Source organism: Streptomyces nodosus (assembly GCF_008704995.1).
GTDB lineage: Bacteria > Actinomycetota > Actinomycetes > Streptomycetales > Streptomycetaceae > Streptomyces > Streptomyces nodosus.
In genome coordinates, this window is sequence record NZ_CP023747.1 from 5,002,394 (window position 1) to 5,021,289 (window position 18,896).

The window sequence follows — 18,896 nt, forward strand, 5'->3', positions numbered from 1 at the left end:
GAGGCGCTCTATGGTCGTGGTGCGGTCGGGTAAGAGACGGTCGTGTACCCAGGGTATTACGTGACGGACATGACGGAGGGACCTGTGGCGGACATCGGCAGCACGGCGACGACCACCGACTGGGCGGCCTGGCAGGAGAGCTGGGACCGCCAGCAGGAGTGGTACATGCCCGACCGCGAGGAACGCTTCCGGATCATGCTGGACATGGTGGAGGCCTGCGTCGGCACCGAGCCCCGCGTCCTGGACCTCGCCTGCGGCACGGGCAGCATCACGGCCCGGCTGCTCGCCCGTTTCCCCGGTGCCACCAGCACCGGCGTCGATCTCGACCCCGCGCTGCTCACCATCGCCCGCGGCACCTTTGCGGGCGACGACCGGGTCACCCTCGTGGAAGCCGACCTCAAGGACCCCGACTGGCCGGCCCGCCTGCCGCACGGCGCCTACGACGCGGTCCTCACCGCCACGGCCCTCCACTGGCTGCGCATCGGACCACTGGAGACTCTCTACGGACAGATCGCGGAACTCGTCCGCCACGGCGGGGTCTTCATGAACGCCGACCATATGGTCGACGACACGACACCCCGGATCAACGCGGCCGAGAGCACCCTGCGGCACGCCCGCGGGGGCCGGGCCCAGCGCGCGGGCGCGCTCGACTGGGCCGAGTGGTGGCAGCTGGCCGCCGAGGACCCGGTGCTCGCCGGCCCGACCGCCCGCCGCTTCGAGATCTACGGCGCCCATGCCGACGGTGAGATGCCCTCCGCCGCCTGGCATGCGCGGGTGCTGCGCGAGAAGGGCTTCGGCGAGGCCCGCCCGGTGTGGTGCTCGCCCTCGGACACGCTGCTGCTGGCGCTCAAGTAGGGCCGGCGGGCAGCGGAAGGCGCTGTACACAGCAGGGTGCCCCGGCCAGGACGGCCGGGGCACCCAGGTGTGCGCTTAGAGCTCCGAACAAAAGTGGGCGCCGCCCGCCGGGCCCCACTTTTGTTCGTAGCTCTTAAAGCACCTTGGACAGGAACGACCGGGTGCGCTCGTGCTGGGGGTCGGTCAGCACCTCGCGCGGATGGCCGGACTCGACGACCACGCCCTCGTCCATGAAGACCAGGCTGTCGCCGACCTCGCGGGCGAAGCCCATCTCATGGGTGACGACGACCATCGTCATCCCGGACTCGGCGAGGTCGCGCATCACATCGAGGACGTCACCGACCAGCTCCGGGTCGAGCGCCGAGGTCGGCTCGTCGAACAGCATCAGCTTGGGGTCCATGGCCAGCGCGCGGGCGATCGCCACCCGCTGCTGCTGGCCGCCGGAGAGCTGCGAGGGGTAGTGCCCCGCCCGGTCGGCCAGGCCCACGCGGTCCAGCAGGTCCATCGCCCGGGTCCTGGCCTCGGACTTGCTCACGCCCTTGACCTGGACCGGGGCCTCGATGATGTTCTCCAGCGCGGTCATGTGCGGAAACAGATTGAAGCGCTGGAAGACCATGCCGATGTCCCGGCGTTTGCGTGCCACCTCGTGGTCGCGCAGCTCGTACAGCTTGTCGCCGTGCTGCCGGTAGCCGACCAGCTCGCCGTCGACATACAGCCGTCCGGCGTTGATCTTCTCCAGGTGGTTGATGCACCGCAGGAACGTCGATTTGCCGGAGCCGGAGGGTCCGATGAGGCAGAACACCTCGCCGGGCCTGACCTCCAGGTCGATGCCCTTGAGGACCTCGACCTGGCCGAAGGACTTGTGGACGCCCTCGGCCTTGACCATCGCGACCGAGGCGTCGGCCGGGGCGGAGTCCTGCTCGATGAGCTTGTCGGTCATGCCGTGACCTTCCTGCTGGAGAAGGACGTCAGATGCGCCCTGACCTTCTGCCACGGTGTCGCCGGCAGGCTGCGGCTGGAGCCGCGGGCGTAGTACCGCTCGATGTAGTACTGACCCACGCTCAGCACCGACGTCATGACCAGGTACCAGGCCGCGGCGAGGAAGTACATCTCCACCGGGGCGCCGGAGACCTGGCCGATGTCCTGGGCGTAGCGGAACAGCTCCGGATACTGGACGGCCGCCACCAGGGAGGTCGTCTTCAGCATGTTGATGACCTCGTTGCCGGTCGGTGGCACGATCACCCGCATCGCCTGCGGAATGACGATCCGGCGCAGGGTCTTGCTGTGACTCATGCCCAGCGCCTGGGCCGCCTCGGTCTGGCCCTCGTCGACGGCGAGCAGTCCGGCGCGGCAGATCTCCGCCATGTACGCCGCCTCGTTCAGACCCAGGCCGAGCAGCGCCGTCAGTAGCGGCGTCATGAAGTTCGACCAGTAGTCCTTGTAGACCGGCATCAGGTTGATGTACTCGAAGACCAGGCCCAGGTTGAACCACAGGAACAGCTGGACCAGGACCGGGGTGCCGCGGAAGAACCAGATGTAGAACCAGGCGATGGACGAGGTCACCGGGTTCTTCGACAGGCGCATGATCGCCAGGACGATGCCGCCGGCGATGCCGATCAGCATCGACAGCACCGTCAAGAGAAGGGTCTTCCCGACGCCGGTCATGATCCGGTCGTCAAAGAAATAGTCCGGAACAGCGTGCCAGTTGATCTTGCCCTGGCCGAACGCGTAGACGATCGCGACCAGGATGGCGATCGCGATGACGGCGGTGAGATACCGCCCGTAGTGCCGGACCGGAATGGCCTTGATGGCCTGCGGTCCGGCCGGGGGAGTGTCCTTGGCCCCTGCCGTCTTGTCGATGTCAGCAGTCACAGGTGTCCGCCTCTCAGTGGCCGCGCGTCCGCGGTCACTTGCCGCCGTTGACGACGGATTCCTGCACGGCACCGTTCTGGGCGCCCCACTTCTCCAGGATCTTCTCGTACTCGCCGTTCTTGATGACGGCGTTCATCGCGGCCTGCAGCGCGTCCCTCAGCTGGGTGTTGCCCTTGGCTACCGCGATGCCGTACGGCGCCGCCTGGACCTGGTCACCGACGATCTCGAAGTCCTTGCCGCCGCCGGAGGTCTTGACCGCGTACGCGGCGACCGGGAAGTCCGAGGAGACCGCGTCGACGCCGCCGGAACGCAGACGGGTCTGGGCCTGCTGGTCGTCGTCGAAGGCCTGGATGGTGATCGCCTTGCCCTTCGGGCACTTCTTCGACTGGGCCTTCGCCAGGTCCTCCGAGATGGTGGAGCGCTCCACGGCGACCTTCTTGCCGCACAGGTCGGCCCAGGAGGTGATGCCCTTGGTGTCTCCCTTGCGGGTGTAGATCGAGACACCGGCGGTCAGATAGTCGACGAAGTCGACGCCCTCGCCGACCTTCTTGCCCGTGGAGGGGTCGACGCCCTCCTGACGGCTCTTGTTGTCCGTCATCGCCGACATCGCGACGTCATAGCGCTTGGACCGCAGACCGGTGAGCAGGCCGTCGAAGGTGCCGTTCCTGAAGTCGAAGGTCACACCGAGCTGCTTGCCCATCGCCGCGGCGAGATCCGGGTCGATACCGACGACGTTGCCCGAGTCGTCCTTGAATTCGACCGGTGCGTAGGCGATGTCCGAGCCCACCTTGATGACACCGGCGTCGCGGATCTGCGCGGGGAGCTTGTCGGCCAGCGGGGCGGAAGCGCTGCTCGCGCTGCTGTCCTTGCCCTTCGTCTGGTCACCGCAGCCGGCCAGCAGCAAGCTGCCCGCGACCACGACGGCGCCGACCGCAGCTATCCGGGAGCGCGCGACGGTCTTACGACGACAGGAGCTTGCGGTCATGGCGGGTTCCTCCGGCGGGATGGGCAGGGCTGCCGATGGGTCGACGAGATCGCGTACCCCCTCGAGTTCGCGACCTCGTGTGATTGAGGCATCTTGCCATTCAGGCCCGGGCATTCAGGGGACCCGCTATGTCAAAATCGGATAACGAGCGACCTCTGAACCGCCTTGGACGGCCGAACACGGCCGGACCATGTGCGGGAATCATTCCCATCAGCCGGAAGATCTCCGGCGCATCTCACGTTCGGAAGGATCGCGTGCCGAATACGTGAGAACGAAAGGGGAGTATCGCCGACTTGTCCACGTTTTCCACCATGAGTCATCTTACCGGCGTGCGACCCTTGTGTGATGAACTCGTCCCGGACGCCATCCGTCCGGTAAGAAGGTTCTTCAGACCCCTCATCCGGGGCTCAGGGCGCGTGTGCGGCGCGCCCGTCGCGTATGCACCCATGCATATCGGTTCATCAGGGTCATACACGGTGCCCGCCCGCTCCTCAATCAGGAGTGGTCACCCTCAAACCATGAACAACTAAGGGGTACAAGACAGTGGCAGCGGAGATCGTCAATCCTCGCAGCGACAGCAATGCGGATCAGGACGGCGGGGTCGACCCCGACTCCTTCGATCCCGCGTTCGCGCTGCACCGCGGGGGCAAGATGGCCGTGCAGGCCACCGTGCCGGTCCGGAACAAGGACGACCTGTCCCTGGCGTACACGCCCGGCGTCGCCCGGGTGTGCACCGCCATCGCGGAGCAGCCGGAGCTGGTGCACGACTACACCTGGAAGTCGTCGGTCGTGGCCGTGGTGACGGACGGCACGGCGGTCCTCGGCCTCGGCGACATCGGCCCCGAGGCCTCCCTCCCGGTGATGGAGGGCAAGGCGATCCTGTTCAAGCAGTTCGGCGGTGTGGACGCGGTTCCGATCGCGCTCGCCTGCACGGATGTGGACGAGATCATCGAGACCGTGGTCCGGATGGCACCCTCCTTCGGGGGCGTGAACCTGGAGGACATCTCGGCGCCGCGGTGCTTCGAGATCGAGCGCCGTCTCCAGGAGCGGCTGGACATCCCGGTCTTCCACGACGACCAGCACGGTACGGCCGTGGTGACGCTGGCGGCCCTGCGGAACGCGGCCAAGCTGACCGGGCGCACCCTCGGCGAGCTGCGCGCGGTCATCTCGGGCGCCGGCGCGGCCGGGGTCGCCATCGCGAAGATGCTGGTGGAGGCCGGCATCGGCGATGTGGCGGTCGCCGACCGCAAGGGTGTGGTGTCCTCGGACCGCGCCGATCTGACGCCGGTCAAGCGTGACCTCGCCGGGTTCACCAACAAGGCCGGAATCAGCGGCTCCCTCGAACAGGCACTCGCGGGCGCCGATGTCTTCATCGGTGTCTCCGGCGGTACGGTGCCGGAGGCGGCCGTGGCCTCGATGGCGAAGGGTGCCTTCGTCTTCGCGATGGCCAACCCGAACCCCGAGGTGCACCCGGACGTCGCCGGCAAGTACGCCTCCGTGGTGGCGACCGGGCGGTCCGACTTCCCGAACCAGATCAACAATGTGCTGGCGTTCCCCGGCATCTTCGCCGGTGCGCTGCAGGTGCGGGCGTCCCGGATCACCGAGGGGATGAAGATCGCGGCCGCCGAGGCGCTGGCCGCGGTCGTCGGGGACGATCTGGCGCCCGACTATGTGATCCCCTCGCCCTTCGACGAGCGGGTGGCCCCGGCGGTGACGGCCGCGGTCGCCGCCGCGGCGCGGGCCGAGGGCGTCGCGCGCCGGTAGCTCGACCGGGTGGGCGGGGGCTTGCCCCCGGCCACCCGTCGGCCGTCGTCGGTTCCCCGGCGCGGGGCGCGTGTCACAGGTAGCGTCCGTTCCCTCGCACCCGCCGTGGAGCCTAGGGTCGGGGTCATGTTCGCCGCCTATGCCGCACGTATCGACCGCGACCACCCCCTCACCGGCCTTGAGCTGGGAGAGCGCCCGGCCCCCGGGCGCAGGCCCGGCTGGACGACCGTGAATGTCAGGGCCGCCTCCCTCAATCACCATGACCTCTGGTCCCTCCGGGGCGTCGGCCTGTCCGAGGACAGACTCCCGATGATCCTCGGCTGTGATGCCGCCGGTGTGGACCAGGACGGCAACGAGGTCGTCCTGCACTCCGTCATCGGCCAGTCGGGCCACGGTGTCGACCTCGACGAGCCGCGCTCGATCCTCACCGAGCGCTATCAGGGGACCTTCGCCGAACAGGTCGCGGTGCCGGCCTGGAACCTTCTGCCCAAGCCCAGGGAGCTCTCCTTCGAGGAGGCCGCCTGCCTCCCCACCGCCTGGCTGACGGCGTACCGCATGCTCTTCACCAACGCCGGTGTGCGTCCCGGCGACTCGGTCCTCGTCCAGGGCGCCGGCGGAGGGGTCGCGACGGCCGCGATCGTGCTCGGCAAGGCAGCAGGACTGCGCGTCTTCGCCACCAGCCGGGACGAGGCCAGGCGTAAGCGGGCCCTGGAACTGGGGGCGGTGGAGGCCCTGGAGCCCGGCGCGCGGCTGCCGCAGCGGGTGGACGCCGTCCTGGAGACCGTGGGCGCCGCCACCTGGTCCCACTCCGTCAAGTCCCTGCGCCCCGGCGGCACGGTCGTCATCTCGGGTGCCACCAGCGGCGACCGTCCCTCGCACGCCGAACTCACCCGCATCTTCTTCCTGGAACTGAAGGTGGTCGGCTCGACCATGGGCACCAAGGACGAGCTGGAGGATCTGCTCTCCTTCTGCGCGGCCACGGGAGTGCGTCCGGTCATCGACGAGGTCCTGCCGCTCGATCGGGCCCGGGAGGGATTCGAACGGCTGGAGTCGGGCGGTCAGTTCGGCAAGATCGTGCTGACCACGGGCTGACGGCCCGGTCGGTCCGTCCGTCTCTGCCGTTCGGCTGTCGGTCGTCCCACTCCTTTCCGCTCGTCGGTCGGTGTCGCCTTCGCGGCGGGCCCGGTTCTCCCGGGTCCGCCGTTCGTATGTCCGGCGGTCGATCTGTCAATCAGGGTTGACATCCGGCTCTCGTCAACCTAAGTTGACATCATGACCGAAGCAACGGATCTTGCCGAGCGCGCGGGCGACCGCGATCCGCGTGTGGGGCTGCGGGCGGTCGCCGCGCTGCGGAGGCTGCTGGAGCAATTGGAGGCGGTGCAGGTGCGCAGCGCGCGCAACCAGGGCTGGTCGTGGCAGGAGATCGCCGCGGAACTCGGAGTCAGCAGGCAGGCCGTGCACAAGAAGTACGGGAGGCAGTGATGTTCGAGCGGTTCACCAAGGACGCCCGCGCGGTGGTCACCGGCGCGGTCGAGCACTGTGAGGGGGCCGGGGAGAAACGCGTCGACGAGGCGCATCTGCTGCTCGCCCTCCTCGACCGTGAGGGCAGCCGGGCCTCGTTCGCCCTGACCTCGCTCGGGCTCTCCGGCCGGCGTGACGCGGTCGCGCGCGACCTGGCCGAGGCGCGTCGTCGGGGCGGTCTCTCCCGTGCCGACGCGGAGGCCCTCGCCGGGATCGGCATCGACCTGGCGGAGATCGTCTCGCGGGTCGAGGAGGCGCATGGCGAGGGCGCGCTGGTGGCGGGCCGCGCGGGCGGCGTACGGCGGCTCGGCCGACGGCCGTTCACCCCGGGGGCCAGGGACCTTCTCGCCGCATCCCTGCGCACCGCCGCCGCCCACGGCGACCGGCACATCGGCGACGAGCATCTGCTTCTCGCCCTGACCGCCCGGCCCGGTGTTCCCGCCGAGGTCCTCGCCGATCACGGGGTGACCCATGAGGCCCTGGAGCGCGTCCTCTGGGGCGGGGGAGGGGCGAAGGCCGGGTGAGCGGCCCCGCGGCGTTGACCCTCGGCCGCCGGGGCGGACCCTAGGGTAAAGCGGGTACTCGGTTGTTCCGCTTCCCTGGAGAGCCCGTGTCCCAGAGCCCGTCGTCCGCCCCGTCCGAGCCTCAGCCCGTGGAATTCGCCCCCGCGGCGGCGCCCGTCCGGGAGGCGGTGACCAAGCTTGGCGGGCAGCCCGTGTGGCTGGCGGAGCCGCAGTGGCCGCTGTCGCGGGCGACCGGCGCACCCATGCGGTTCCTCGGGCAGTTCTCCTTGGCGGGCGGTGGGCTGGGCTATCTGTTCATGACGGGGGACGACGGCGGTGTGTCCGTCGACGGAACCTGGGACCCGGAGGGCGGCGAGAACGCCCTGCTGGTCCAGCCCGGTGGGCGCCTCCCCGGCTTTGTCACCGTGGAGTCCCGGGCGGAGGGGCCGACGGCGGGCGCCGACCATCTGCCGCGCCCGGCCGGGGAGGACGGTACCGACCCGGACGGGCACGCCTGGCAGTTCTTCGGCGGGCCCGGGATCGAACCCCGTTGGCTCCAGGGCGAGGAGACCCCGGGCGACGGCTGGAGTCTGGTGGTCCAGCTGGACTCCGGCCGGCTGCCCTTCCCCGTCGACTTCGGTGACTCCGGCGTGGGCTACGCCTTCGTCGCACCGGACGCCGGGGAAGGGCGCTTCCTGTGGCAGTGCACCTGAGGGTCGGCCACGGCCGGACCTCCTGAGGGCGGAGTCAGACCTTCCCCGACCGCAGGGTCACCCCGATGTGCGCCGCGGCGGTCGACAGATGGCGGCGGGTCTCGCGGAGCTGCTCCTCCGTCACACCATGGTCGCGGGCCGCGTCACGGATGTCGTCGCGGAAGCGGTCCAGGAGCCGGTCGAGGACGCGGGCCGGATCGCCCGAGAGGTCCTCGTGCGCCCAGGACGGTTCGTATCTGCCGGGGAACTCCTCCGGGGTCGTGGAGTACTCCGCTTGTTCCGCCGCCCCGGAGGCGTCCGGGGTCCCCGTGCGGCCGAAGCCGTACTCCTTTCCGAAATCGCCGAATTCCTTGGCCAGTTCGGACAGGCCCTCGCGCACACCGGTCGGCCAGTCGCCCCGGGTGAAGGTGTCCTGCACCTGCTCCTGCACCCGTCGCGCGATGCGCTGCACCTCCTCCTGCGCCTGGGTGCGCGCCCGCTCCTGCGCCTCCTTGGCCTGGCGGCGGGCCCGCTGGGCCTCCTCACGGGCCCGGCGGCTCTCGTCCTTGGCGCGCCGGGTCTGTTCCTTCCACTCCTGCTTGACGCGGCGCATCTCCTCCTTGGCGGTGTGCCAGGCCTCGCCCTCCGAGGGTTCTCCGGGGCCGCCGTGTCCCTTGGTGCCCTGGCGGGCCTCGGAGGCCGCGGCCTGCATCTCGCGGCGCAGATCACCTGCCGCGCCCCGGACGTCCGCGCGGATCTCGGCGGCCAGTTCCGCGACCGATTCACGGATCTCCAGCTCCAGGTCGGCCAGTTCGCCGCTGCGGTCGGCCAGCTCGGCGCGGCCCGCGTCGGTGATCGCATACACCTTGCGGCCGCCCTCGGAGGTGTGGGTGACCAGTCCCTCGGACTCCAGCTTGGCGAGCCGGGGATAGACGGTGCCGGCGGAGGGCGCGTACAACCCCTGGAAGCGCTCCTCCAGCAGCCGAATCACCTCGTACCCGTGGCGGGGCGCCTCGTCCAGCAGCTTCAGCAGGTAGAGCCGCAGTCGTCCATGGGCGAAGACGGGAGGCATCTCAGAGCCCCTTCTGCTCGGTCGGACCACCGGTCGTGCCATGGGAGGAACGATCGGACGGGACGGTGATGTCGCCGTCCTGCGCGGGGGCGTCCTCGGGGGGAGCGCCCCATGGCTGCTCCTCCGCGGGCGGGCGGCGGAGCAGGGCGATGGAGCCGGAGACCGTGGTCGCCTTCAGCCGTCCGTTGCCCCCGCCCAGGCGGCCCGTGATCTTCTTCGCGCCCCACTGGCCGGTCACCCGCAGATCGTCGAAGGCGTTGGACACCAGCCCGCTCGCCGTGTTCGCCTCGACCTCCGCGTCGGCCGGGTGGGGGAGGCGGACGGCGATCTCGCCCGAGACGCTGGTCAGCCGGGCGTCGGTGGGGCCGCTCGCGGGGTCGAGGTCCAGGATGATGGAGCCGCTCACGGAGTCGGCCTTCACCGACGGGCAGGCGCCCTCGATGACGGTGAGATCGCCGGAGACGGAGTTGAGCCGCAGGTCACCCGCGACGTTCTGGGTCTCCACGCTCCCCGACACCGTGGTGGCGCGGACCGGACCGGAGAGGCCGACCAGGGTCGTCCCGCCCGTGACGCCCTTGACCTCGGCGCCGCCGTCGATCCCGGAGATCATGGCGTCGGCCCCGACCACCCCCACCTCCACACGGGTGGACGCCGGGACGGCCAGGGAGACGACCGCGCTGCGGCGCCAGCCCTTGCGGTCGAGCCACTGGAGGAAGCCCTTCCAGGGGAGGTCGTCGTACGCCACGGTGAGGGTGCCGCCCTCCTGGGTCACCGTGAGCGGCGGGCCCTCGATCCGGGAGACCTCCATACGCGCGGAACCCTCGTCGGTGCCCACCACGTTGACCGTCCCATTGACGATGCGTACATGGAGTGCCGTCACGGGGGCGTCGAAGGTGAGCTTCCTCGGCTCTGCGACGGACCACTCGGACATGGTGTTGACCTCCTCGGCCGGGACGCGGTGTGCTGCAACGCGCCATATCGCGTCTTCTTCATTTCACGATATATCGCGGGCCGGGAAAGTCAAGGAGTCCCACCCCTTCCGGGGACCCGCCGGAAGAGAGATTGACGACCCGTCGGGCACGGGACCCTGCCGGTGGGGCGAGCGGCGCGTCTCTGGGCGCCGGTGACAGGTGTATGGCCGGGGGCCGTGGGGGGACGCGCGGATGCGTACGGCCCGGAGGTGCCTTCGGGCCCGGTACGGGTGGAACCGGGGCAGGGCAGGGGGTAGTGGCGGGGCGGCTCGGGGAGGTCGCCGTCCGCGGTCCTGGGCGCGTGGTGCCATGCGGAGAAGGGCGGCGGCCTCCGTCCCGTGCGCACGGCACACGCGGGACGGGGCCGGGCAGGACCGTCGGCCGAGGAAGTGTCAGGACGCCGGGAGCGGGCCGGGCGCGGTGCTCGGCGACGACCGGGCCCGGGCGCGATCCGTGCCAGTGCCCGGCTCACTGCCCGTGGACATGGCCACGACCGGCGTCCGACGCCGCAGCCAGCCGCAGCCAGCCGCAGCCAGCCGCAGCCAGCCGCAGCCAGCCGCAGCCAGCCGCAGCCAGCAGCGGCCCTCGGCGGCTCGCAACGGTCCTCGGCGCTCGGCCACGGTCCGCAGCAGCCCGACCCTGGGCCCCGGGCCCGGCCCCGTCGTACCGGTCGGGAAGACCTACTCGTCGTCCTCGTCGTCCAGCCGGGCCAGCCAGGTCGCCAGGCGTTCCACCGGTACCTCGAAGTCCGGGTTGAGGTCGACGAAGGTACGAAGCTGCTCGGCGAGCCACTCGAAGGTGATCTCTTCCTCGCCGCGCCGCTTCTCCAGCTCTTCGATGCCGCGGTCGGTGAAGTACATCGGTGGTGCTCCGTGGGTGGGTGAAGGGGGTGGGAGGGGACAGGAAAAGGATAGGCGGGAGCGCGGCGGCCCGGTGGGCGAGCGGGACTCTCGCGCGAAGCCCTCGGTGTCGCTAGCCTGCGCACCGACGACTGGGATCACGGGGGACGGGGGATGCCATGGCGCAGGGATCGACGCGTACGGCCCGTATCGAGATGCCGGACGGCACACCGGTGTGGGCCCGGATATCCGGGGCCGAGGAGCTGTCGGCGCCGTCCGGGGAGCTGTCGTACACGGACACGGGATTCACCGACCGGGTGGAGGCGCGGGTCGAGAGCCTCCACTCGGTGGTGACCAGCGTGGCGCGTTCGCTGGCCGGGCCGCTGCGCGCGGTGCGGCCGGACGAGGTCAGCGTGGAGTTCGGGATCGAGCTGACCGCCAAGGCGGGCAAGGTGGTGGGACTGCTCGCGGACGGCGAGACCAAGGCCGGCATCACGGTCACCCTCACCTGGCACGGTGGCCCCCCGCCTCCCGACGCGCCCGGGAACGCGCCCTCGGCCCCCGGCGCGCCGGACAGCGCGCCGTCCGGGGGCGCGTCTCCCGGCGCTCGGGTGCACGGCGGCACCGGTGACGCCGGCGCTGGGGACGAAACATGACGGACGGGCACGCCCCGGGCGCATCGAGCGGCCTCGACGCGGCCCGCCGTGCACTGCGTGAACTCGTCATGGCGGCGACCGTGCGCATCCATCGGCCGGGGGTCGGGTATGCCCTCGACGAGCCCGGCACATTTCTCGGCAGCGGGTTCTTCATCGCGCCGAACTGGGTTCTGACCTGCGCGCATGTGGCACTGGGCGGGGAAGGGGGCGAGGTCACCGTGGTGCATGGGACCGGCCCGGGGCACGACTGGTCCGCCGTGCCCGGCTCCGTCGCGGTGACGCTCCCGGAGCACCCGGGGGCCGCGGGGCACGGCAACTGGCCGACCCCGGACCTCGCCCTGGTCCAGCTCCGCGAGCCCGTCGACCACGACTGCGTCTATGTCTCCGAACGCCCCGCCGCGTACTACGGCGAGGGCAGGGTGTACTACGCCGGCTGGACCGCGATGGGCGGCCGGCTGCAGGCTCTGGACGGGCCCCTCTCGGTGCAGGGCACCCTGGGAGGGTGGTCGTCGGGGGTGCAGATGCGCCTCGGCCACAACGACCTTCCCCCGGGGGTCTCCGGAGGGCCCGTCATCGACCCGCTGCGCGGTGAGGTCATCGGCGTCCTGAAGTCCAGGTCGGACCGCGGCGACGGGGGCACCTCCACCGGGATCGAGCAGCTGCGGGCGCTGTCCGTGCCCCGGGACGGCATACGCAGTGAGCACGGCGATCTCTACCAGGCCGTCTTCCACGCCCATGACCGCTACCACCGGGACCGGCAGCGGCACCCCGACTCGGACCGTCCCACCTGGGCGGACGTGCAGGGCCGGCTCGGCGCACGGCCCGGACGCGCGCTCAGCCCCGACGAGCGGATCCAGTTGCTGGGCCGCCTCGCGGACCTGCCGCCGCCGGTCAGCACCCGTGGACTGCTCGACGTCCTGGACACCCTGCCTGACCTCAGGGACGCGATCCCGCAGCCGGCTCCGCGCGGCTGGCGCGACGGCCTGGGCGCGCTCTACGAGGGCGCCCGTCAGGACGGCGCGCTGGAACTCGTGCTCCACTACGCGATGGGGGTCATGGCCGCCGAGCGGCCCTTCGAGACGCCCGGTACGGGCGACGCGGAACAGGCCCTGTGGGAGTGGGTGCGGCAGCACGCCGAGGGTCTCGGCCTGCGGTACCGCCGCGCCCTGGCCCAGCAGCGGATCGAACTGCTCCGGCGGCGCACCGCCCCCGCCCCGCTGCCCCCGCGGCACGGCACGGACGAGCCGCCGGGCCTCGCGCCCGCCCGGGCCGCCCCGGTGCACGACCCGGCGGTGGGCGCCGAGCCCGCGCACCCCCAGGCGTACGCCCTCGATGAGGCACTGCGCCCCTTCGCCCTGCTGGAACTCGTCCAGCGGGGCTGGGAACCGGACCGCTGCGACGGGCGGATCTCGGTGGCCCGCCCCGACGGAGAGGTCGTCCGCCTCGCCGAGGCCGAGCGGCTGTCGCTGACCGAGCTGCCGGGAGCGCTCACCGGACCGCTCGCGGAGGCCTTCCGCCACTGCGACCGGCCGGGACGGCCCGCCGTGCTCCAGGTCGCACTGCCCCGAACACTGCTCGGACTCCCCGTGGACGGCTGGCGGTCGGGGGCGGCCGACCGCCCGCTCGGCGCCGAACGCCCGGTCGTGGTGCGCTGCGCCGACCGCGACCGGGGGCCCGGCGCCGAGGAGTTCGAGGCGTTCGAGGCGTTCGAGAAAGAGCCCTTCGAGGTCGACGAGGAGCAACGGGAGCGGGAGGCCCGCTGGCGGTGGGTCCATGTGCACGACAGCCGGCCCGAAGTCCTCGACTGCGACGACGGGTTGCGCGTCCCCCTCCCCTCCCTGGACCGGCTGCGGGGACTGTCCCGCGGCGCGGTCCCCATCCTGTGCCGCTACGGCGACCGACGGTTCGAGGACGACACCGCGGCACTCGCGCGCATCGTGCACGGCGGTTTCGGGGTGGCGCTGTGGCGCCGCTGGCGGGGACAGAAGGACGCCGTGTGCGGGGAGTTCCACCGCCGGGCGGGCGACACGGTCGCCGGGGCGGGCGGCGCCGAACGGCTTCCGGAGCTGGTGTACGAGCTGCGGGCGGGGCTGCGCGCGGGCCGGGCGGAGACCTACTGGGCCGACGGCATCGCCCTGCTCTACGACGATCCGCACCGGCCGCTGCCGGGAAGCGACGAGCTGCTGGAGGCGCCGTGAGAGGACCGCACCCGAGGCCGTACCGCGCCCTTACCAGGTGTCCTGCGGATCGATACCGTGAAGCACGTTCCACGGCTGCCGAGGCGGACGAGTGACGACGAGGACCGGATCATGAGCGAATCCAGCGAGTGGCTCATCTACCGAGGCGCCGGCGAACCCCACGAGGGGATCGACCGGCTGCCCGCGCCCCCTCCGTGGCGGGACTTCACCGGCCGGGACGCGGCGGCGGGCACGGGCGGCGAGGGGTCCGAGGACCGCAGGCTCGGCGCGCACCGTCATCTGGCCGAGCTGCACCGGCCCGGCGCCGAGGAACTGGAGATGATCAACGCGGCGCTGTATCTGCGCCGCCCGCTGCTGGTCACCGGCAGCCCCGGGGCGGGCAAGAGCACCCTCGCCCACTCCGTCGCCTACGAGCTGGGGCTCGGCAACGTCCTGCGCTGGTCCATCGTCAGCCGCTCCACGCTCCAGGACGGCCTCTATCACTACGACGCCATCGCCCGCCTCCAGGACGTGCAGATCGCGGCCCAGGGCAACGGCGGTGCCACGCCGCCCACGGAGGGAGGCCAGGGGTTCGGGACGGGCTCGCCCGGCGCGGCCGAGAACATCGGCAGCTATATCCGCCTCGGCCCCCTCGGCACCGCCCTGCTGCCCTCCGACACCCCGCGCGTGCTGCTCATCGACGAGCTGGACAAGAGCGACATCGACCTCCCCAACGACCTGCTCAATGTGCTGGAGGAGGGGGAGTTCGCGATCCCCGAGCTGGAGCGCCTCGCCGACCGGCTGCCGGACGGCGAGGCCGAGGTGCTCACCGCCGACGGCACCAGGGCCCGGGTGCGGGACGGCAGGGTGCGCTGCCGTGCCTTCCCCTTCGTCGTCCTGACCAGCAACGGGGAGCGCGACTTCCCCGCCCCGCTGATGCGCCGGTGCATCCACCTCCAGCTGGGCCGCCCCGACCACACGCGGCTCGCCACCTTCGTACGCGCCCACCTCGGCGACGAGGCGGCCCGCGCGGGCGACGATCTGATCAGCCGCTTCCTGGAGCGGTCGCGCAGCGAACTCCTCGCCGCCGACCAGCTGCTGAACGCCATCTACCTCACCGACGCGGCTGCCCCGCCCAGCCGCGACCGCCTCGCCGATCTGCTCATCCAGCGACTCGACCGGCCGAGGTGAGGCGCTGATGCCCGACGCGACGGCACGTCATGGTCCCGACCGGCGCGGCGAGCAGCCCGGCGCCGGACCTCCCGTCCCCTCTGCGGGCGACCCGATCGCCGAACTGGTCGCCGTGCTGCGGGACATCGGCCTCGACCCCGACGGGGTGCAGCTGTGCGACGCGCTCTGGCTGGCCCGCTGGACCCGTCCGGTGCCTCTTGGGGAGCCCGCGCAGGAGCAGCCGCCCGGGCCCGCCGGTCCGGGCGTCCCACCCGCCCGGACCCGGTTCTCCGGCGGCACGATCACCGAACCGCCGCGCTCCCGCCCGGTTCCGCCGGAACCGCTGCCGTACCAGGGGGAGGGCCACCCGCGCGTCGCCCTGTACCCGGTGCCCCCGCACGGCAGGGAGCACGGCCGGGGCAGGACGCGGACCTCGGCGCTGCCGGTCGGCGTGCCCGTCGCCCCCGCTCTCCCCAGCCCCCTCGAACTCCAGCGCGCCTTACGGCCGTTACAGGGCTACCGGAGCGCCGCGCCACCGCTGAGGTCGGTGCTCGACGAAACGGCGACGGCGGAGCTGAGCGCCCGGGCCGGCGGTCTGGTGCTGCCCGTCTTCCGCGCGGTCACCCGGGCTGACGCGCGGCTGCAGATGGTGCTCGACGTCTCCTCGTCGATGCGGGTGTGGGACCAGATGTTCGCCGAACTCATCCAGGTGTTCGGCCAGTTGGGGGCGTTCCGGGACATCCAGCTGAGCTATCTGCACCAGGGCCCGGACGGCGCGCCCGCGGTCAGCCGCAGCCCCGAGCCGGGCAGCGCCCCGCTGCACTCGGCCGACCGGCTGAGCGACCCCACGGGCCGCCGTATCACCCTGCTGGTCAGCGACTGTGCGGGCCCCCTCTGGCGCAGCGGGCACGCCCACCGGCTGCTGCACCAGCTGGCCCGGCAGGCTCCCGCCGCGGTGCTCCAGCCGCTTCCGCAGCGCATGTGGAACCGCACCCGGCTGCCCGTCAGCCATGGCGAGCTGACCCGCGGGGAATCGCTCGGCGGCGCCACCGCGCTCCGGGTCCGCACCCCGGGCGGCCCGCCCCCGCAGGCCCGGCAGGGCGCCCTCCCGGTGCCGGTGCTGCCGCCCGAGCCGGTGGCCCTGGGCGCCTGGGCGCGGCTGCTGTCCGGGGCGGGCTCAGGACCGGTGGCAGGCGCCGTGGGCTGGGTGCGCGCCGATCAGCCGCCCGCCCCTGCGCCGCGGCCCGGACGCCGCCCCTCGGCGCTCGAACTGGTCAGCCGCTTCCGCTCCACCGCCTCCCCGGCCGCGGGCCGGCTGGCCGTCTATCTCGCCGCCGCCCCGCTGTGCCTGCCGGTGATGCAACTGGTGCAGCGGACCATGCTGCCCGGATCCGGGCCGTCCGAACTGGCCGAGGTGCTGCTGAGCGGCCTGCTCACCCGGACCGGGGAGGACCACGGCACCGACGGCGTCCAGTGGTACGCGTTCGCGCCCGGGGTGCAGGAGTCCCTGCTGTCCCCGCTCGGCCGGGACGAGGCCGTGCTGGTGCTCAAACACTGCTCGGAGTACATCGAGCAGCGCTTCGGGAAGGGCGGCCCCAACTTCCCCGCCCTCGCCCTGGCGCAGCTCGGCGACGGGGGCCCGGCACGTCCCTACGCGCCCGACACGGCGTATCCGGAGGAGAACGGCGACAACGGCGGCGCGGCCCCGGTCCCCCAGCCCTTCGCCGAGGTGGCCGCGCGGGTCCTGGAGCGCTTCATGCCGGGGCCCCGGCAACCGGCTCTCTACGGGAGCCGGGAAGGAGCGGGGCCGCCCACGGCACGCCCCCCGCACCGGGCGGTCGTCCGGGCTCGTTCCCTGGTGGAGCGGTTCGACCGGGAGGGCATGATCCAGGACCTCATCGACGCCGTGCAGCTGCTGCGGGGCGCCACGGAGCATCAGCCGGCCGGGAGCACCGACCCCGAGCTGTGGGCCGCGTACGCGCATGCCGCCCTGCGGCTGTGGCAGGTGCTGGGCGGCGCGGAACTGCTGCGCGAGGCGGAGACCGCGGCGGACCGGGCCGTGGCCCACCCCCGCGCCCTGCGGGAACGGGCGGTGCTGGCCCGGGTGCTGAGCGCCTCCGCCACCGACCGCAGACGCCACGGCGACCGGCGTGGCGCACTGGACCTGCTGCGCCGCGCGGACCGGGAGTACGCCGTGGCCTGCGCGGCTCCCGAACTGGACGAGGAGGAGGCCCTCGAACTCACCCTGGAGCGCGTCGGCGCACTGGAGTCGCAGTGGCGGCTCGGCGGCGACAGCGCGCTGCTCCAGGGCGCCGTCGGCATGCTGGAGGCGTTCGCCGACGCCTGGCCCGACCCGCTCCACCGGCCCCCCGGACTGCCGCTAGCCCACGGCCGGATCCTGCTGCGCCTCTCGGGCGTCACCGCCGACCCCGAACAGGCCCGCCGCTACGCCGGACAGGCCGCGCAGTCGCTGCGCGGCGCGCTGGAGAACGTCCCCGGGGGAGACGGCGAATCCCCGGTGCAGGAGCCGCGCGAACGGGTCCGCGTCCTCCTCGACCTGGTGGACGCGCTGCTCGGCGCCGGCGGCGCCCCGGACGAGGCCCAGGCACGGGTCGTCGAGGCGCTGGGGCTCACCCGGGAGCAGGGCCTGCGCGCCGCCCTCCTGGTGCGCGCCGGACGCATCGGGGCGGCCCGCTACGCCGAGACCGGCGAACCGGATGAACTCCTCGATGCCGCAAGCCACTTCGCCCGGGCCGCCCAGCGGATGTCGCGGGACGCGCCCGCCCACGCCGATGTGCTGGCCGAGTGGGGCGAGACACTGCTGCGCCGCGCCGCCCTGGAGACCGGCTCCCGGACCCTGGAGCCGCTGTCCCGGGCGATCCGGGTGCTGCGGGACTGCCGCACCGAGACCCCGGCGGGCAGCCCGCACCTCGCCTACCGCCTGCTGCTGCTGGGCCGGGCGCTGATGCTCCGCTACCGGGCCCGGGGCGACCGGGTGGATCTGCGCGAGGCCGAGCACCTCTTCGGGCTCGCCGCGGGGGAGGCACACGATCCGCTGCTGGCCGCCCGCTGCCGGCTGGAGGCGGGCCAGGTGCAGTTCGAGGCGTATCAGACCCTGGGGCGCCCCTCCCGCCTGGACGAGGCCGTCGACGCGTTCCGGGCCGCCGCGGAGGCGGCCCGGGAGGCCGAGCAGGAGGCGGAAACCGACCGGCGACGACAGGAGACCGTCGAACTCGGCGCTCAGGCACACCACTGGCGGGGTATGTCCTACGAGGCGGCGGCCCGTCCGCGCGCGGCCCGCGAGGCGTACCGGGCCGCCCGGGCGGAGTGGGCGAGGCTGCCGGAGGACCATGTGGGCGCGGGCGAACCGACGGCACGGCAGACCGCGCAACGCCTGGCGGAACTGGAGTGAGCGGGGCGAACGGGAGGGACGGGCCATGGGCGTACCGGACGGAGCGCCCTTCGGGGCGCCGGACGGGCAGGCGGCGGAGGAGCGGACGCGGGAGCCGCTGCCCGACCTGCTGGAGCTGGATCTGGGGGAGCTGAGGACGGTCGAGCATCCGGTGCTGCGTGAGGTGCTGGAGGAACTGCGGGACCGGGCGGCACGGCCGAGCGAGATGCTGTGGGGGTTCAACAGCTCCCTGTAGGGGGAGCGGAGGCCGGGGCGACGCCGGAGAGCGGCGCCGACGCGGTTGCTTTCGGTCGCGGACGCCGCTCGCAGGCACTGGTTTCGGTCGAATTCCGCGCTCGGCCGGTCCGCTGCGGACGCCGGACGTTTGCGCCGGCCCCGGGGAGGCATGTGCCCGTTGCGGACAAGCG

17 protein-coding genes are annotated in these 18,896 nt (G+C 72.5%); 11 read left to right on the forward strand and 6 right to left on the reverse strand.

Annotated features, from left to right (window positions below; all coding sequences use genetic code 11):
• The first annotated feature begins 69 nt into the window (after nt 1-69).
• Nucleotides 70-855 carry a class I SAM-dependent methyltransferase gene (locus CP978_RS22690; protein WP_043443788.1) on the forward strand — a complete coding sequence of 262 codons (786 nt, stop codon included), beginning with the start codon at nt 70-72 and terminating at the stop codon, nt 853-855.
• A 133-nt stretch (nt 856-988) separates the two neighbouring features.
• Here the strand turns inward: CP978_RS22690 and CP978_RS22695 are convergent, their stop codons facing one another.
• From CP978_RS22695 to CP978_RS22705, 3 genes are read right to left on the reverse strand one after another with little or no spacing between them, the layout of a single operon-like run.
• The gene (locus CP978_RS22695; protein WP_043449301.1) at nt 989-1,741 is read right to left on the reverse strand and encodes an amino acid ABC transporter ATP-binding protein; all 753 of its coding nucleotides are present in this window, start codon (nt 1,739-1,741) and stop codon (nt 989-991) included.
• 50 nt (nt 1,742-1,791) lie between these two features.
• Nucleotides 1,792-2,727 carry an amino acid ABC transporter permease gene (locus CP978_RS22700; RefSeq protein WP_043443789.1) on the reverse strand — a complete coding sequence of 312 codons (936 nt, stop codon included), beginning with the start codon at nt 2,725-2,727 and terminating at the stop codon, nt 1,792-1,794.
• Nucleotides 2,728-2,761: 34 nt separating this feature from the next.
• Complete coding sequence (locus CP978_RS22705; RefSeq protein WP_043443791.1) at nt 2,762-3,712, reverse strand: ABC transporter substrate-binding protein; 951 nt, start codon at nt 3,710-3,712, stop codon at nt 2,762-2,764.
• A 543-nt stretch (nt 3,713-4,255) separates the two neighbouring features.
• Between CP978_RS22705 and CP978_RS22710 the strand changes: the two genes are divergently transcribed.
• From CP978_RS22710 to CP978_RS22730, 5 genes are all read left to right on the forward strand, one after another.
• Nucleotides 4,256-5,476 carry an NAD(P)-dependent malic enzyme gene (locus CP978_RS22710; protein ID WP_043443793.1) on the forward strand — a complete coding sequence of 407 codons (1,221 nt, stop codon included), beginning with the start codon at nt 4,256-4,258 and terminating at the stop codon, nt 5,474-5,476.
• 126 nt (nt 5,477-5,602) lie between these two features.
• Nucleotides 5,603-6,568 carry a zinc-binding dehydrogenase gene (locus CP978_RS22715; protein ID WP_043443795.1) on the forward strand — a complete coding sequence of 322 codons (966 nt, stop codon included), beginning with the start codon at nt 5,603-5,605 and terminating at the stop codon, nt 6,566-6,568.
• 180 nt (nt 6,569-6,748) lie between these two features.
• Nucleotides 6,749-6,958, forward strand: a complete 210-nt coding sequence (locus CP978_RS22720; protein ID WP_018571396.1) for a helix-turn-helix domain-containing protein — start codon at nt 6,749-6,751, stop codon at nt 6,956-6,958.
• The gene (locus tag CP978_RS22725) at nt 6,958-7,521 is read left to right on the forward strand and encodes a Clp protease N-terminal domain-containing protein (RefSeq protein ID WP_043443798.1); all 564 of its coding nucleotides are present in this window, start codon (nt 6,958-6,960) and stop codon (nt 7,519-7,521) included. The genes CP978_RS22720 and CP978_RS22725 overlap by 1 nt, the downstream gene beginning before the upstream one ends.
• A gap of 128 nt (nt 7,522-7,649) precedes the next feature.
• Nucleotides 7,650-8,213, forward strand: a complete 564-nt coding sequence (locus CP978_RS22730; RefSeq protein ID WP_107070567.1) for a hypothetical protein — start codon at nt 7,650-7,652, stop codon at nt 8,211-8,213.
• A gap of 34 nt (nt 8,214-8,247) precedes the next feature.
• On the opposite strand, the gene CP978_RS22735 is transcribed toward CP978_RS22730, so the two are convergent.
• The 3 genes from CP978_RS22735 to CP978_RS22745 all read right to left on the reverse strand — a co-directional run bounded on the left by CP978_RS22735 (nt 8,248) and on the right by CP978_RS22745 (nt 11,095).
• Entirely contained in the window at nt 8,248-9,264 is a 1,017-nt protein-coding gene (locus CP978_RS22735) for a PadR family transcriptional regulator (RefSeq protein WP_043443802.1), read from the reverse strand.
• A gap of 1 nt (nt 9,265) precedes the next feature.
• Nucleotides 9,266-10,195 (reverse strand): DUF4097 family beta strand repeat-containing protein, encoded by a 930-nt coding sequence (locus CP978_RS22740; protein ID WP_043443804.1) that lies wholly within the window; start codon nt 10,193-10,195, stop codon nt 9,266-9,268.
• 720 nt (nt 10,196-10,915) lie between these two features.
• Entirely contained in the window at nt 10,916-11,095 is a 180-nt protein-coding gene (locus tag CP978_RS22745) for a DUF6104 family protein (RefSeq protein WP_028420339.1), read from the reverse strand.
• Between the two features lie 158 nt (nt 11,096-11,253).
• On the opposite strand from CP978_RS22745, the gene CP978_RS22750 reads away from it, so the two are divergent.
• The 5 genes from CP978_RS22750 (at nt 11,254) to fxsA (ending at nt 18,724) form a co-directional block, all read left to right on the forward strand.
• Entirely contained in the window at nt 11,254-11,730 is a 477-nt protein-coding gene (locus CP978_RS22750; protein WP_043443812.1) for a CU044_2847 family protein, read from the forward strand.
• The gene (locus CP978_RS22755; protein ID WP_242647104.1) at nt 11,727-13,928 is read left to right on the forward strand and encodes a VMAP-C domain-containing protein; all 2,202 of its coding nucleotides are present in this window, start codon (nt 11,727-11,729) and stop codon (nt 13,926-13,928) included. The genes CP978_RS22750 and CP978_RS22755 overlap by 4 nt, the downstream gene beginning before the upstream one ends.
• Before the next feature lie 111 nt (nt 13,929-14,039).
• On the forward strand, nt 14,040-15,098 hold the full coding sequence (locus CP978_RS22760) for an AAA family ATPase (protein WP_043443813.1): 1,059 nt from the start codon (nt 14,040-14,042) through the stop codon (nt 15,096-15,098).
• Nucleotides 15,099-15,105: 7 nt separating this feature from the next.
• Nucleotides 15,106-18,489: an SAV_2336 N-terminal domain-related protein gene (locus tag CP978_RS22765; protein ID WP_170307432.1), complete on the forward strand. Its 3,384-nt coding sequence runs from the start codon at nt 15,106-15,108 to the stop codon at nt 18,487-18,489.
• 25 nt (nt 18,490-18,514) lie between these two features.
• Nucleotides 18,515-18,724, forward strand: coding sequence for an FxSxx-COOH cyclophane-containing RiPP peptide (gene fxsA / locus CP978_RS22770; protein ID WP_043443814.1), 210 nt, complete (start codon nt 18,515-18,517; stop codon nt 18,722-18,724).
• Nucleotides 18,725-18,896 lie beyond the last annotated feature (172 nt).